Raw genomic sequence first — 14502 nt, 5'->3', positions numbered from 1 at the left:
AAAAGGGACGCACCGGACGTGCCTCACCGGGCACTGTACGAGCGCTTGACCGCCATCCGGACTACCTACCGGACCGTGACTTTTGTACGTCCAGTCATCACGCTAGCACTGGTCGAGACGCGTCATGATCCCCGGCTCATTGCTCGGTGTGCTCGGCTTCTGGGGTTCCTCGCCGGGAACCTGATCGCTAATCTCCTCGAAGGAAAGACAATCGAAGCGTTTCGATTCGAATTCGAATGGTGAAAGCGGGCGGATGAAGTTCAGCAACGGGTACTGGCTCCTGCGCGACGGTGTGCAGGCGGCTCATCCGGTCGAGATCCACGACATCACCCAGGCGGCAGGGGAGTTGGTGGTCCACGCACCGACCCGCCCGATTCACCGCCGGGGTGACCTGTTGCAGGGCCCGGTGGCGACGGTGCGGTTCTCCTCGCCGATGCCGGACGTGATCGGCGTGAGCCTGACGCACTTCGAGGGGGGGCGGCCCAGGCACCCGGAGTTCGTCATCGCCGGGACGCAATCCCGCGTGCACCTCGCCGAGGAGTCCCTCACCGCCGGCGCGCTGGAGGTGAGGGTGAGCCGTGACTGGCTGGTCGAGTTCGTCGCGGACGGCAAGGTGCTGACCTCCAGTTCCGCCAAGGGCATGGGTTTCATGACCGTGGACGGCAGGCACTACGTCCGCGATCGGCTTGGACTCGGCGTCGGCGAGGTGGTGTACGGCCTCGGTGAACGCTTCGGCCCGTTGGCCCGCAACGGTCAGGTGGTGGACATCTGGAACGCCGACGGCGGCACCAGCAGTGAACAGGCCTACAAGAACGTGCCGTTCTACCTGACCAACGCGGGCTACGGCGTCTTCGTCAACGATCCGGGGCACGTGTCGTTCGAGGTCGGTTCGGAGAAGGTGTCGTGCGTGCAGTTCAGCGTCGAGGGGCAGACGCTGGAGTACTTCGTGATCTACGGCCCGAGCCCCAAGGAGATCCTGCGCAAGTACACGGCGCTGACCGGCAAACCGGCCATGCCGCCGATGTGGTCGTTCGGTCTGTGGCTGTCCACGTCCTTCACGACGTCGTACGACGAGGAAACGGTCTCCGGCTTCATCGACGGCATGATCGAGCGCGACCTGCCGCTGAGCGTGTTCCACTTCGACTGCTTCTGGATGCGCGAGTACCACTGGTGCGACTTCGAGTGGGACCCGCGCATGTTCCCCGACCCCGAGGGGATGCTGGACCGGCTGAAGTCGAAGGACCTGCGGATCTCCGTGTGGATCAATCCCTATGTGGGACAACGGTCTCCGCTGTTCGCCGAAGGGCTGGAGGGCGGCTACCTGCTGCGCCGGCCCAACGGTGACGTGTGGCAGTGGGACCTGTGGCAACCGGGCATGGCGCTGGTCGACTTCACCAACCCGGCCGCCCGCGAGTGGTACGCGGCCAAGCTGGAAGCCCTGCTGGACCAGGGCGTGGACTGCTTCAAGACCGACTTCGGCGAGCGGATTCCCACCGACGTCGTGTACTTCGACGGCTCCGATCCCGAGCGGATGCACAACTACTACTCCTACCTCTACAACAAGACGGTCTTCGAGGTGCTGCGAAAGCGGCGCGGTGAGGGCGATGCCGTGGTGTTCGCCCGTGCTGCCACCGCTGGGTCGCAGCAGTTCCCGGTGCACTGGGGCGGTGACTGCGAGTCGACCTACGAGGCCATGGCCGAGAGCCTGCGCGGTGGGCTTTCCCTGGGACTGTCCGGTTTCGGGTACTGGAGCCACGACATCGGCGGTTTCGAGGGCACCCCGGACCCCGCGTTGTTCAAGCGGTGGATCGCCTTCGGCCTGCTGTCCTCGCACAGCCGCCTGCACGGCAGCTCGTCGTACCGGGTGCCGTGGCTGTTCGACGAGGAGTCCGTCGACGTGCTGCGGGTCTTCGCGAAGCTCAAGGCACGGCTGATGCCGTACCTGCACCACGCGGCGCTGCAGGCCGCCACCGACGGAACGCCGATGATGCGGGCGATGGCGCTGGAGTTCCCGGACGATCCGGCGTGCACCCACCTCGAACGGCAGTACATGCTCGGCGACAGCCTGCTGGTGGCGCCGGTGTTCTCCGACGGCGGCGAGGTGTCGTTCTACGTGCCGGACGGCGTCTGGACCGACTTCTTCACCGGCGAACCGGTCGACGGCGGCAGGTGGACAACGATGTCGTGCGACTTCCTCACGGTGCCGTTGCTGGTGCGGCCGAACACCGTCCTGCCGTTGGGTGCCGTCGACGACCGCCCGGACTACGACTACGCCGAGGGCGTCACGTTGCGGATCCACCGTCTCGACGACGGTGCCTCGATCACGACCGAGGTCGCCGGTTCCACGTTCCGCACGCGCCGCAGCGGCAACCGGATCGACGTCCAGGTCGAGTCGCCGCCGGCGGCGTGGCAGGTCCAGTTTCCTGCCGGAGAACCGATTGCGGGCACCGGAAGCGCTCTCACCATCGAGGACCGGTGAGCGGTGGGTGGTCCGGCCACTGCGGCGACCAGGCCACCCACCCCTTCTCACTTGAGGTAGCTGGAAAGCGGAATCCGTTGGTCACGCAGTGCCTTCGCGACGACACCGGCGATCTGCCTGGCCCCGGCCGCCTCGAAGTGGGTGTGGTCGTTGCAGAAGAACGCGCCGACCGGGCCCTTGGTGTAGTCACCGTCGTTGGGGCACAGCTTGAGCGTGTTGTAGAGCGTGTAGCTCAGCTTGTGCAGGTCGATGACGGTCGCGCCGGCGGCCCGGCCAGCGTCGGAGGTCTCGGTGAGGAAGCCGCGGGTGCCGACTGCCGCGTTGCCGCTGCACCTGATCGCCGAGACGGGCGTCAGGAAGATCGGGGTGACGCCCCGGTCCTTGGCGGCCTTGGCCATCAGGGCGAGGAGTTCCTTGTACCGTGCGGAACCCACGTGACGAGGGCAGTTGCTGTCACCGTCGTTGATCCCGAACTGGATCATCAGGTAGTCGCCGGCCTTCATCCCGTTGGTGGGATCCAGCATGGTCAGCCAGCGCTGATGGAACGTCCGCGGGCTCACCACGCACTCGCCGGCGGAGTCCTTGGTGCTCTTCACGTTGGACTCGTACAGCCAGGTCTGGATGCTCCGGCCGGCCACCGCGCTGTTCACCACGGTGACGTCGCCGGTGAACAGCGGGTCGAACTGGCTGCCCCAGCCCGCGGGACAGCCGGACTGCGGGTTGGACATCGTCGAGTCGCCGGCGAGCCAGACCTTCACGCTCGCGGCGGCGGACGACTCGGCGGCGGCGGCGGGGGCGCAGTCGGCCTGATCCGCCGAGGCAGGACCGGCATGGGCGAGGAGAGGGAGGACGGCCAGCGCCACCAGTGACAGAAAACGTTTCCGCACAATAGTCTCCAGACGGCAGGATTGTCTGATGTGGACGGCACAGAAAATGATCTCGATGTTCGAGCGTGCAGGCACAACGGTTTGCGGCCTTGGCGCGGGTTCACTCAGGCCGCGGTTCTCGGCCAGACGATCGCACTGGGCGGGACCGCAACGGTGAGCTGCCGGAACGAGCCGGATGGCAGTACTCCCCGGTCGCGCAGGGCGGTGGCGACCAGCCGGGCGACCTCGATCGCGCCGGTCGCCTGGAAGTGCGTGTTGTCCTCGACGCCGTCGGGATAGTTGGGACTCTGCCCGGCCTTGAGGTGCAGGAAGTACTTCTTCGTGCCCTCGACGCCGGCGCGGTTGAACAGCGTCGTGCTGGACGCGGTGAGGTCCACCAGCGGCACGCCCTTGTCCGCCGCGAGCCGGCGCATCGCCGCCGGGTACGCGCCGTGGGTCGGGGAGATGGTGCCCGCGCTGGTGAAGCGGCGACGTTCGACGGACGTGACCAGGACCGGCTTCGCGCCCTTGGCCCTGCTCTTGTCGATGTACTGCGAGAGATAGGACTTGTAGGTCGTCGACGGTTCGGTGTACCGCGCCGGATCCTCCTTCTTCTCGTCGTTGTGGCCGAACGAGATCAGGAGAAGGTCGCCGCGCCGGAGCTGGGCCAGAACGCTGTCGAGGCGACCCTGGTCGGCGAAGCTCTTGGAGCTGGCTCCGGACAGGGCGGCGTTCACCGCCACGGCGCTGGAGGTGAGGAACACCGGCAACGCCTGTCCCCACCCGGTTCGGGGAGCCAGTGCGGACGCGTAGGTCGACGCGGTGGAGTCTCCGGCGACGAAGACGCGGACGGGGGTTGCCGCCGACGCGCTCGTCCCCGTGACAGCCAGCGCGGCCACGAGAACGCCGGTGACGGCCGTGTGTTTCAGGTGCACGGGTGGTCTCCCTTGTGTGCCAGGGTGGAGGACGGAACCCTTACCGGGGGTTCCAGCCGTCGGTGCCCGCGAGGTACTTCTGCGGGGTGTAGTCACCGGCGAGGGAGTCCTGCAGCTGGGGCCGGTTCGAGTTCTGGGTGGCGCCGGGGCCGGTGTTGCGGTACTCGAAGAACCGGGCCTTCTTCCACGAGTTGTCGCTCATGTCGATCCACGGCTGGGAGTTCTTGAGCGTGGCGGTGAGAGTGGACTCGCGGTAGAGGACCTGGCCGTCGGGACGCCACGGCCTGCCCAGCTGGGTGGTGTTGCCGGTCGCGCCGGTGATCGTGCAGCGGTAGAAGAGCAGGCCGTACTTCCTGGCGGCAGGGGTGCTGGCGGCCGTGATCGGGCCGCCGGTGGTGCGCTTCTCGTGCACGGTGGTGCGCTCGAAGACCATGGTGCCGCCACCGAAGACGAAGTCGACGGTCCCTTCGACGTACGAGTCGACCATGTAGGCGCGGGTCTTCTCGTTGACCAGGAACGTGTCCTGGTCGCCGAGCAGGCGGACGTTGCGGAACACGGCGCGGTCGGCGTTGAGGTGCAGCGCCACCGCCTGGTTCCCCTCGGTGCCGGGCTTCTCGGCGTAGTCGTTGGAAATGGTGAGGTTCGTGGCGGCGAAGTCACGGCCGTCGACGAACATGCTGGCGCTGTTGAACGTGCCACTGCTGCTCGCGCTGTTGTTGAACACGAGCACGGTCTGCGCGGGCGTGGAACCCAGGCCCTGCAAGGTGATCGCTGTCCTGGTCGACGGCACCCGCACGATCTCCCGGTAGGTGCCCGCCTTGATCGTGATCGTGGTGCGTGCGGAGCTGTTGGCCGGCGCCGCGTTGATCGCGGCCTGCACGGTCCGGTACTGGGCGCTGCCGTCGGCCGCCACCGTCAGCGTGGCCGCCGGCCCGGCGGAGGCAGGGGCCGCCGCACCGGTGCTCACCAGCGCGGCGAAGGCCAAGGCCGCGGTTCCCGCCACTCTCGGATTCATCGGTCCTCTTCTCCCGCCTCTTGCGCAGAGGACAGGTAAGCGCTTTCCTGAACCGGCCAAGTATGGCGTTCCGGAGCATGAAAATCGCTACAGGGTGGTGGGTTTTGGCTATTCGACGGTCGAATCGATGGTCGAACAGGTTCTGGGTACCCGTGCTCGGCTTCGTGGTCGTGGCCGGTCTGTGCGCTGCCCACCCGGTGGCACAGGCCGAGCAGGTTCGACCGGCTGGAAGGTCTGTCGACTTCACGGGAGGGTGGCAGTTCGCGCTGGTCAACACCACTGGCGAGGACGCGCCGCAACCCGGCGAACTCGATCCGGCGTGGCGGGACACGCGGCTGCCGCACGACTGGAGCATCGGACTCGACCCGGTGGAAGGTCCGCACACGGGCGCTGGAACCGGCTTTCTGCCCGGTGGACTCGGCTGGTACCGCAAGGCGTTCACGCTGCCGTCTCGATTGGCCGGCAAGAAACTGTCGATCGAATTCGACGGCGTCTACATGGACTCCGAGGTGTATCTCAACGGCGTACTGCTCGGCCGCCATCCCTATGGCTACACCGGATTCGCCTACGACCTCGACGCGCGCACCGACGGCTCACCGAACGTGCTCGCGGTGAAGGTGCGCAACCAGGTGCCCAGCAGCCGCTGGTACTCCGGCAGCGGCATCTACCGCGACGTCCGGCTGGTCGTGACCGAGCCCGCGCACGTGACGCGCCATGGCGTGCAGGTGACGACACCCGAGTTGGCGACCACGATCAAGTCCGGTTTCGCCACGATGCGCGTGGCGACGACCGCCGTCAGCGAGAGCGCCACCGAGGCGGAGATCGTCTCGACGGTCAGGGACCCGCGCGGCCGGATCGTCGGCAGGGGAACGACTCGTGCGGCACTGGCCGCGACACCGAGCACGGCCACCACGGACATCAGGATCGCCGGTCCGGCGCTGTGGTCGGTCGATCGGCCGAACCTGTACACAGTGGACAGCGAGGTCCGGGTGCGCGGCAGGGTCGTGGACACCGTCAGCACCCGCACGGGCATCCGGTACTTCGCGTTCGATCCGGACAACGGCTTCTCGCTCAACGGCGTGGAGACGAAGCTCAAGGGTGTCAACCTCCACCACGACCTCGGCGCGCTCGGTTCAGCGGTCTCGTCCGACGCGATCGTCCGCCAGTTGCGGATCATGAAGAGCATGGGCGTGAACGCCGTGCGCACCTCGCACAACCCGCCCTCGCCGGAGTTCGTCAGGGCGTGCGACGAGTTGGGCATCCTGCTGCAGGTCGAGGCCTTCGACACCTGGCGGTCGCCGAAGGTGAAGTACGACTACGGCCGGTTCTTCGACGCCAACAGCAGCGCCGACCTCCGCGAGATGGTGCACGCGGCCAAGAATTCGCCGTCGGTGGTGATGTGGTCGATCGGCAACGAGATCCCCGACTCCAGCTCGGCCGCGGGCCCGCCGATCGCCCGGCGGCTCATCGACGACGTGCGGGCCGTCGACACCACCCGCCCGATCGTCATGGGTTCCGACCGGTATCGCCGGGTACCCGCGATCGGCTCACCGCAGGACCAGATCCTGCGGATGCTCGACGGGCTGGGCCTGAACTACAACAACGCGTCCTCGATCGACGAGCTGCACACCCGTTACCCGGACAAGTTCTTCTTCGAGGCCGAGTCGTCGTCCTCCACGTCGACCCGCGGCTACTACCAGGATCCGGAACAGCTCAACACCGGCGAGAACTACACGCCGGGCAGGCGCAACACGTCCTCGTACGACAACAACCTGGAGACCTGGACCTACAGCGGCGAGTACGGCCTCAAGAAGGACCGTGACCGCAAGTGGTTCGCCGGTCAGTTCCTGTGGACCGGCATCGACTACATCGGCGAACCCACGCCCTACAACGTGTTCCCGGTGAAGTCGTCGTTCTTCGGCGCGGTCGACACCGCAGGGTTCCAGAAGGACTTCTACCACCTGTTCCGCAGCCAGTGGAGCAGTGAACCGATGGTGCACCTGCTGCCGATGGACTGGACCGGCCACCGACCCGGCGAGCCCGTGTCGGTGTGGGCGTACAGCAACGCGGACACCGTCGAGCTGTACCTCGACGGCAAGTCGTTGGGGGAGCGGAAGTTCGACCAGAAGACCACGGTCTCCGGCTCGAACTACCTCGAGACCACCGAGGCGACCGGGGACGACAAGAACGTCGTCACCGGCCCCTATCCCGGCAGTTACACCAGCCCCAACGGCAGCGCGGGCAAGCTACACCTGACGTGGTCGGTGCCGTTCCAGCCCGGCCGGCTCGTCGCGGTGGCCAAGCGCGGTGGCGTGGAGGTGGCGCGGGACGAGGTCCGCACGGCGGGCGAGCCGCACGCGATCAGGCTGACACCGGACCGCAGGGTGACGAAGGCCGACGACAGGTCGCTCGCGTTCGTCACGGCCGAGGTCGTCGACCGCGCGGGTGTGGTCGTGCCGGACGCGGACGACCTGATCTCGTTCCAGGTCAGGGGCGGTGGTCTCGCGGGACTGGACAACGGCCGGCAGGAGAGCGCGGAGAACTACCAGGCGAGCTCGCGCACCGCGTTCAACGGCAAAGCACTGGCGATCGTCCGATCCGGACAGACATCCTCCGTGATCACGGTGACAGCGCGCGCTCCCGGCCTGCGCACCGCGACCACCCTGATCGCGGCGATCGACGGCCGGCCGGGCCAGGTGCGGGCCACCGCCGATCCCGCACCGGTACCGGCGCCCGCACCGGCGGCGGACGCGAGCTACTCGGGTGCCGTCGACACGATCCCGGCCGCGATGCTCGACGGGGATCCTTCCACCTACTGGTCGAACTACTACCTCAAGCGCGCCACCGGTCTGCTGCCCGCGGTGAGCCGTGCGCACGCGACGGACTGGGTGTCGCTGCCCGTTCCCGAGAGCGGTCCGGCAGGCTCCGTGCAGGTCTCGTTCCGCACCGACGCGGCACACGCCCTGCCGGCGTCGATCGCGGTGTCCTACTGGAACGGCCGGGCGTTCGTGCCGGTGCGCGACGCGAAGGTCGAATGGCCCGCCGGCAAACCCGCGAGCATCACCTTCACCCCGGTGCGCAGCGACCGCATCCGCCTGGACCTCACCAGCTCCGCACCGGGAACCACGCAAGGGTTCCTGGCTGTGTCGGAAGCAACGGTCGGACGTTAGGAGCGTCATGTTCCGCATGGCTTTGGCTTTGGCAGTCCTGCTCGGTCTCGTCGTCACACCCCAGGCCTCCGCGGCCGCGCTCGTCGAGGTGACGAACTTCGGGCCGAACCCCAGCAACCTCCGCATGCACGTGTACCGGCCGGACCGCGTGGCCGCGAGGCCGGGCATCCTGCTGGCCCCGCACTACTGCACCGGTTCCGGCCCGGAGATGCATCGCAACACGGAGTTCGCCACGCTGGCGGACCAGTACGGGTTCGTCGTGATCTACCCGTCGGTCACCCGCGCCGAGAAGTGCTTCGACGTGTCGTCGCCGCAGGCGTTGCGGCGCGACGCCGGCAGTGACCCGGTCGGACTGATCTCGATGGTGCGCTGGTCCCTGCGGCAGTACCGGGGAAATCCGGCCCGCGTGTACGTCACGGGCATCTCGTCCGGCGCCATGATGACCAACGTCATGGTCGCGAACTACCCGGACGTCTTCAACGCCGGCGCGGCGTTCGCCGGTGTGCCGGACGGCTGCTTCGCGACGAACAACGGCTCCTCGTGGAACACCGAGTGCGCCAACGGCCTGGTGCTCAAGACGCCGCAGCAGTGGGGTGACATCGCCCGGTCGGCGTTTCCCGGCTACACCGGCAAACGGCCGCGCATGCAGCTCTGGCACGGCACCGCCGACGACGTCCTGCGCTACCCGAACCTCGGCGAGGAGATCGACCAGTGGACCAACGTCCACAGGCTGTCGACCACCCCGACGTCCACCGACCAGCCGCAGCCGAACTGGACCCGTCGCCGGTACAGCGACAAGGTCGAGTCGTATTCGCTGCAGGATGTCGGGCACAACCTGATGGCGTCGGGGATGGCGTTGCGCGCCATCCAGTTCTTCGGCCTGGACAGGGGATAGCCGGTTTCCTGAGTCTCAGCTGTCCTGCACTCGGCCCGAAGCGGGGACGATCTTGTCCAGAACGGACAGCAGGGTGGCCACGTCGTCGGGGTCCAGCGCGGACAGGGGACTGGACTCCACCGTCGTCCGCATGACCTGTGCCCGCACCTGCCGGCCCTTCTCGGTGAGGACGAGCGCGCGGGAACGCCTGTCCCGCGGGTCGGGGACCCGTTCGACAAGACCACGTGCGGCGAGCTGGTCCGCGACGAACGAGAGGTTGGGCGCGTTGCAGTGCAGGCGGCTCGCCACGGTCTTCATCGACGGCGGTTCCTCGTCCGGCTCCAGCGCCCAGAGCGCTTGGGCGGTCGCGGGGGTCAGACCCAGTTCCGCGAGTGGGCCGGTGACCCCCGCCTCGGTGCGCATGAACACCTCGTGGATGGCGCGGATGGCCGCGACCGCCCCTTGTTCGTCCATGGAGGCATTCTAGCAACTTGCTTCGAGTCTCGAAGTTGTTATGCTCCGATCGAAGATACTTCGAGACTCGAACAACTGGAGTGGGTCATGTACTCGTTCAGCGGTGTCACCGCGCTCGTCACCGGTGCGTCGAAGGGGCTTGGGCGTGCGTACGCGCTGGAACTGGCGAAGAGAGGCGCCAACCTCGTGCTCGTGGCGCGCACCACGGCCGCGCTGGAAGACCTCGCTGCGGAGGTGAGGGCTGCCCACGGAGTGACGGCGGAGGTCATCGGCGTCGACCTGGTGGACCCAGGCGGTCCCGAGTCGGTCGCCAAGGCCGTGGCCGACCTGGGTGTGCGGGTGGACCTGCTGGTGAACAACGCCGGCTCGGGCTCGGCCGGCCGGTTCTTCGAGCGCCCCTTCGAGCAGAGCACCCGCTCGGTCGCGCTCAACATCGGCGCGCTCATGGAGCTCACCCACGTGTTCGGTCGCGAGATGGTGGCCAGGGGAGCGGGTGGCATCATCAACGTGGGTTCGACGGCGGCGTTCCAGCCGATGCCCTACCAGGCGAGCTACGCCGCGACGAAGGCGTTCGTCCTGTCGTTCACCGAAGCCGTCGCCGAGGAACTGCGCGGCTCTGGCGTCCGCGTCATGGCCGCACATCCCGGAGCGACCGACACGGGTTTCTTCGACGGCACCACGGCGAAGATGGATCCTCGTGCGACGGATTCACCGGAGTCGGTCGCCGCCCGCACGCTCGACGACTACGCGCGCGGGCGCACCGCCTCCTACCCCGGCCGCGGCGTGAACCGGCTGACCACGCTCGTGGCGCGGGCGTTGCCGCGCCGGACGGTCACCAACGCCGTGGCCGCCCTCAACCGCAAGCTCGGCCTCGACGTGGTCACCGACCTGCCCTGATCATCGAACCGGGTCGGGTTCCGGCCATCGAGGCGCAGGGGCAAGAGTGGGGCGTTTCGCGGTGCGTCCGTCTCCGGATGACTTGCCGAGGGCGCGCCGCAGGAGCCACGGACTGACGAAGCTCACGGCCCAGCGCAGTTCGACTCCAGCGCTCCGCCACATCGAGGGCTTCCGTAGTGGAGCAAGAGGATCGGTCCAGAGATCGACGCTGTCCGGCAGGCCCAGCGCGTGAGCGACGGCTGCGGCGAGGCGGGTGTGGCCGAGCGCGTTGAGGTGCAGCCGGTCCGCGCTCCACAACCGAGGGTCTGTGCATATCGGGTACACCGAAAGGTCCACCACGGTGACACCGTGTCGGTGGGCGGCCACCCGCACACGGGCGTTGAAGTCCTGTGCTCGCTTGGTAAGCACGCGTGCGGCAGGCACCAGGAGCCCCGGGTCGGGCAGCGTGAAGGCGACGACGCGCGCACCGGCGCCGGTCAGCGCCTCGAACATGCTCTCCAGGTGTCCGGCCACGGCGATGGCGTCGAACCGGGGACGCAGCAGGTCGTTCAACCCCGCCAACACGGTGACGAGGTCAGGGCGCAGGCTCAGCGCGGTGGGCAACTGCTCTGCGCGGACCTCGCCCGTGACTCGTCCCCTGACCGCGAGGTTCGCGTACTGCAGCCGCGGTTGCGCCGCGGCGAGATGTTCGGCGAGGCGGTCTGCCCAGCCTCGATACCCGCGGACTTCGTCGCCGTCGTTCATGCCTTCGGTCTGGCTGTCCCCGAGTGCCACGTAACGCAGGTAGGTGCCCGTCACCGCTGTCCTCAGTTCGTAGGTTCGGAAAGCCATGTTCTCAGGAACGGGCGGTCGTAGCGCGATCTTTGTCCATGCGTGGCCGTGCTCGATGCTTGGTGGTCACGCCGCGCTCATCGGTCGCAGAGTTCCTGCGCGGCGGGGCACCGGGGTCGGCGGGCTCAGATCTTGCCGGTACCCGCACCCTGGGTCACCAGCGCTTTCACGTTCGCCGGCGTGTCCAGGGCGTAGGCGTAGTAGCCGCGCGGGTCCTCCACGCTGCCGCCCACCACCGGTTTGCCGCTGTTGACGTAGACGTTGTCCCGCTCGACGATGCTGCCCTTCGGGCCCGCGTAACTGTTCGTCATCGGCTCCTCGACGTTCTCGAAGTAGTTGCCCTCGACCCAGCAGCCGGACTTGTTCTGGCAGGCGACGCCCGTGTCGCTGTTGGCGACGTAGTAGTTGTTGAACACGTGCACCGGGTTGCCGAAGCGGGTGCGCGGGTTGCGCTGCGGCGTCCGGTCGAAGAAGTTGTGGTGGTAGGTCACCTTGAGGTACCCGGTGTCCTGCGCGGCGTTGCCGTCGTCGTGGCCCAGCAGCATGTTCTTGGTGTGGTGGTGGGTGTGGTTCCACGACACGGTCACGTAGCTGGACCCGCGCTTGATGTCGATCAGGCCGTCCTTGCCCGCGGACAGGTCGTTGTGGTCGATCCAGACGTGGTGGGAGAACATCTGCACGTTGATCGAGTCGTCGTTGGCGTTGCGGAACACCAGGTTGCGGATGATCACGTTGTGCACGGCGTTCGCCGGGGGAGTGGTCGCCGCGCTGACCGGCAGGCCGATGTTCAGCCCGCCGCCGTGGAGACCGTGACCTCCGGTCCACCGGCGCCGCCGGTGGACCCGCTCTGGCCGAGCGCCGTCACCGAGGCGAACCCGATGGGCGCGGCCTCGGCGGCGGACGCGGTGGGCACCGACGTGGCACCGCCGACGAGCACCGCGGCGAGCGCGAGAGCGCTTGTCCTCCTCATGAAGCCCTCCGTTGGACTCGGCCGACGCCCGCGCCCGCGGTGACTAGCGCTGGTACGTCGGCGGCGTTGTCGAGCGAGTAGGCGTAGTAGGCGCGGGGTTCGACGACGGTGCCGAGGGTCTGCGGGGTCCCGGAGCGGACGTAGACGTTGCCGCGCTCCACGACGCGGCCCGGTCCGCTCTTGTCGTAGCCGGACAGGACCGGGTGGGCCACGTTCTCGAAGTAGTTGGCCTCGACCAGCACCCCGGCGTCCTCTGTGGACGCGACGCCGTAGAGGGAGTTGCCGCGGTAGTAGTTGTTGTAGACGTGAACGGGCTCCCCGAACCGCACGCGCGGGTGCCGCTGGTCGGTGCGGTCGAAGAAGTTGTGGTGGTAGGTGACGCGCAGCTTGCCGCGGTCGGCGGTGTAGGTGTCGGAGTGGCCCAGCAGCGCGGCCTTGCTGTGGTCGTGGAAGTGGTTCCACGACACCGTGACGTAGTCGGACTGCCGTTTGACGTCGAGCAGGCCGTCGAAGCCGCGCGACAGGTCGCAGTGGTCGATCCACACGTGGTGCGCGGAGTTGGTGACGCTGATGGAGTCGTCCGAGGCGTCGGTGAAGCGCAGGTTGCGGATGATCACGTTGTTGCCGGGTCGGGTGGTCGAGCCCAGTTGCAGTCCGCCACCGGTGATCTCGGCGGTGGAACCGATCCCGAAGATCGTCTTGTTCGCGACGACGGTCAGCATCTCGTCGACCTCGATGCGGCCGGACACCGAGATGACGTAGGGCTCCTTGCGCCCGACGTAGTCCCGCAGCGCCGCCGCGGTCGTCACGGTGACGGCCTGGCCGCCCGCGCCGCCGGTGGTCCCGTTCTGGCCCAGCGCGGTCACGCCCGCGAAGCCGTCGGCCACGGCGTCGGCGGCCGGGCCGGCCCACGCGGCGCGCGGTGAGGTGACGGCGAAGGCGGTCATCGCCGCGCCCGCGAGCAGCCGTCGCCGGTCGATGGGGCTCATGGTGGTCCTCCGCGTCCTGTCAGATCCGGCCGACGCCGACGCCCGCCGGAACGGTGCCGGGCAGGCCGGCGGCGTTGTCGGGGGTGTAGGCGTAGTAGGTGCGCGGCTCCACCACGGTGCCGAGCGTCTCGGGGGTACCGGAGCGGACGAAGACGTTGCCGCGCTCCACGACGCGGCCCGGCCCGCTCTCGTCGTAGCCGGAGTAGATCGGGTGGGGGACGTTCTCGAAGTAGTTGGCCTCGACCAGGACGCCCGCGTTCTCGGTCGACGCGACGCCGTAGAGGGTGTTGTCGCGGAAGTAGTTGTTGTAGACGTGGATCGGCTCGCCGAAGCGGACCCTCGGGTGCCGTTGCGCGGTGCCGTCGAAGAAGTTGTGGTGGAACGTCACCCGGAGCTTGCCGGTGTCCTGGCCCGCGTTGGAGTCGGAGTGGCCCAGCAGTGCGGTCTTGCTGTGGTCGTGGAAGTGGTTCCACGACACGGTGATGTAGTCGGCGCCGCGGACGATGTCGATCAGCCCGTCGGCGCCGCCGCTGAGGTCGCAGTGGTCGATCCAGACGTGGTGCGAGGACTGCTGGATGCTGATCGCGTCGTCGTCCGCGCCGGTGAACCGGAGGTTGCGGATGATCACGTTCTGCCTGCGGTACAGGTCGAGGCCGCCACCGGTGATCTCGGCGGTGGATCCCAGCCCGATGATCGTCTTGTTCGACCGCACGCCCTGCTTGCTGCTGATCCGCATCACCCCGTCGACCTGGATGACGTACGGCTCGTTGCGGTCGCAGTAGTCCAGGAACGCGTCCGCGTCCCGCACGGTGACGACCGGGCCGCCCGCGCCGCCGGTGGTGCCGTTCTGGCCGAGCGAGTTCACCCCGGCGAAGCCGTCGGCGGTGGCGAGCGGGGCCGCCCACGCGGGCTTGGTGGTCGTGGCCAGCGCGGTCGCGGCGGCGCCCGCGAGAAGCGCCCGTCGGCTGATGCTGCTCATGTGCCGTCCTCCTCAGGCTCGGC

Annotated in this window: 13 protein-coding genes; 4 read left to right on the top strand and 9 right to left on the bottom strand. The window is 68.1% G+C overall.

Going from position 1 to position 14502, the window contains the following annotated elements; translation table 11 throughout:
• Nucleotides 1–253 precede the first annotated feature (253 nt).
• Nucleotides 254–2479 carry an alpha-xylosidase gene (yicI, locus tag OG205_RS11080; protein WP_330276112.1) on the top strand — a complete coding sequence of 742 codons (2226 nt, stop codon included), beginning with the start codon at nt 254–256 and terminating at the stop codon, nt 2477–2479.
• Nucleotides 2480–2526: 47 nt separating this feature from the next.
• Here the strand turns inward: yicI and OG205_RS11075 are convergent, their stop codons facing one another.
• The 3 genes from OG205_RS11075 to OG205_RS11065 form a co-directional block, all read right to left on the bottom strand.
• Nucleotides 2527–3366 (bottom strand): SGNH/GDSL hydrolase family protein, encoded by an 840-nt coding sequence (locus OG205_RS11075; protein WP_330276111.1) that lies wholly within the window; start codon nt 3364–3366, stop codon nt 2527–2529.
• A 104-nt stretch (nt 3367–3470) separates the two neighbouring features.
• The gene (locus tag OG205_RS11070) at nt 3471–4280 is read right to left on the bottom strand and encodes a rhamnogalacturonan acetylesterase (protein ID WP_330276110.1); all 810 of its coding nucleotides are present in this window, start codon (nt 4278–4280) and stop codon (nt 3471–3473) included.
• 40 nt (nt 4281–4320) lie between these two features.
• Nucleotides 4321–5295 carry a pectinesterase family protein gene (locus OG205_RS11065; protein ID WP_330276109.1) on the bottom strand — a complete coding sequence of 325 codons (975 nt, stop codon included), beginning with the start codon at nt 5293–5295 and terminating at the stop codon, nt 4321–4323.
• Between the two features lie 152 nt (nt 5296–5447).
• Here OG205_RS11065 and OG205_RS11060 point away from each other — a divergent pair, with 152 nt between their 5' ends.
• Together OG205_RS11060 and OG205_RS11055 are read left to right on the top strand one after the other, a co-directional pair.
• On the top strand, nt 5448–8465 hold the full coding sequence (locus tag OG205_RS11060) for a glycoside hydrolase family 2 TIM barrel-domain containing protein (RefSeq protein ID WP_330276108.1): 3018 nt from the start codon (nt 5448–5450) through the stop codon (nt 8463–8465).
• Between the two features lie 7 nt (nt 8466–8472).
• Entirely contained in the window at nt 8473–9360 is an 888-nt protein-coding gene (locus tag OG205_RS11055) for an extracellular catalytic domain type 1 short-chain-length polyhydroxyalkanoate depolymerase (protein ID WP_330276107.1), read from the top strand.
• A 15-nt stretch (nt 9361–9375) separates the two neighbouring features.
• On the opposite strand, the gene OG205_RS11050 is transcribed toward OG205_RS11055, so the two are convergent.
• Complete coding sequence (locus OG205_RS11050; RefSeq protein WP_330276106.1) at nt 9376–9813, bottom strand: MarR family winged helix-turn-helix transcriptional regulator; 438 nt, start codon at nt 9811–9813, stop codon at nt 9376–9378.
• Between the two features lie 87 nt (nt 9814–9900).
• Between OG205_RS11050 and OG205_RS11045 the strand changes: the two genes are divergently transcribed.
• Nucleotides 9901–10710: an SDR family NAD(P)-dependent oxidoreductase gene (locus OG205_RS11045; protein WP_330276105.1), complete on the top strand. Its 810-nt coding sequence runs from the start codon at nt 9901–9903 to the stop codon at nt 10708–10710.
• Here the strand turns inward: OG205_RS11045 and OG205_RS11040 are convergent, their stop codons facing one another.
• The 5 genes from OG205_RS11040 to OG205_RS11020 all read right to left on the bottom strand — a co-directional run bounded on the left by OG205_RS11040 (nt 10711) and on the right by OG205_RS11020 (nt 14479).
• Nucleotides 10711–11541 carry an SGNH/GDSL hydrolase family protein gene (locus OG205_RS11040; RefSeq protein ID WP_330276104.1) on the bottom strand — a complete coding sequence of 277 codons (831 nt, stop codon included), beginning with the start codon at nt 11539–11541 and terminating at the stop codon, nt 10711–10713.
• A gap of 125 nt (nt 11542–11666) precedes the next feature.
• Nucleotides 11667–12320, bottom strand: coding sequence for a pectate lyase family protein (locus tag OG205_RS11035; protein WP_330278143.1), 654 nt, complete (start codon nt 12318–12320; stop codon nt 11667–11669).
• Nucleotides 12321–12328: 8 nt separating this feature from the next.
• Nucleotides 12329–12511, bottom strand: coding sequence for a hypothetical protein (locus tag OG205_RS11030; protein ID WP_330276103.1), 183 nt, complete (start codon nt 12509–12511; stop codon nt 12329–12331).
• Nucleotides 12508–13500, bottom strand: coding sequence for a pectate lyase family protein (locus OG205_RS11025; protein ID WP_330276102.1), 993 nt, complete (start codon nt 13498–13500; stop codon nt 12508–12510). Before OG205_RS11025 ends, OG205_RS11030 begins: the two co-directional genes overlap by 4 nt.
• 19 nt (nt 13501–13519) lie before the next feature.
• On the bottom strand, nt 13520–14479 hold the full coding sequence (locus OG205_RS11020; protein WP_330276101.1) for a pectate lyase family protein: 960 nt from the start codon (nt 14477–14479) through the stop codon (nt 13520–13522).
• Nucleotides 14480–14502: the final 23 nt, after the last annotated feature.

This window comes from Lentzea sp. NBC_00516, from assembly GCF_036346835.1.
Taxonomy (GTDB): domain Bacteria; phylum Actinomycetota; class Actinomycetes; order Mycobacteriales; family Pseudonocardiaceae; genus Lentzea; species Lentzea sokolovensis.
Note: the sequence above shows the minus strand (reverse complement) of the source record. Positions and strands in the feature narration are given on the sequence as shown.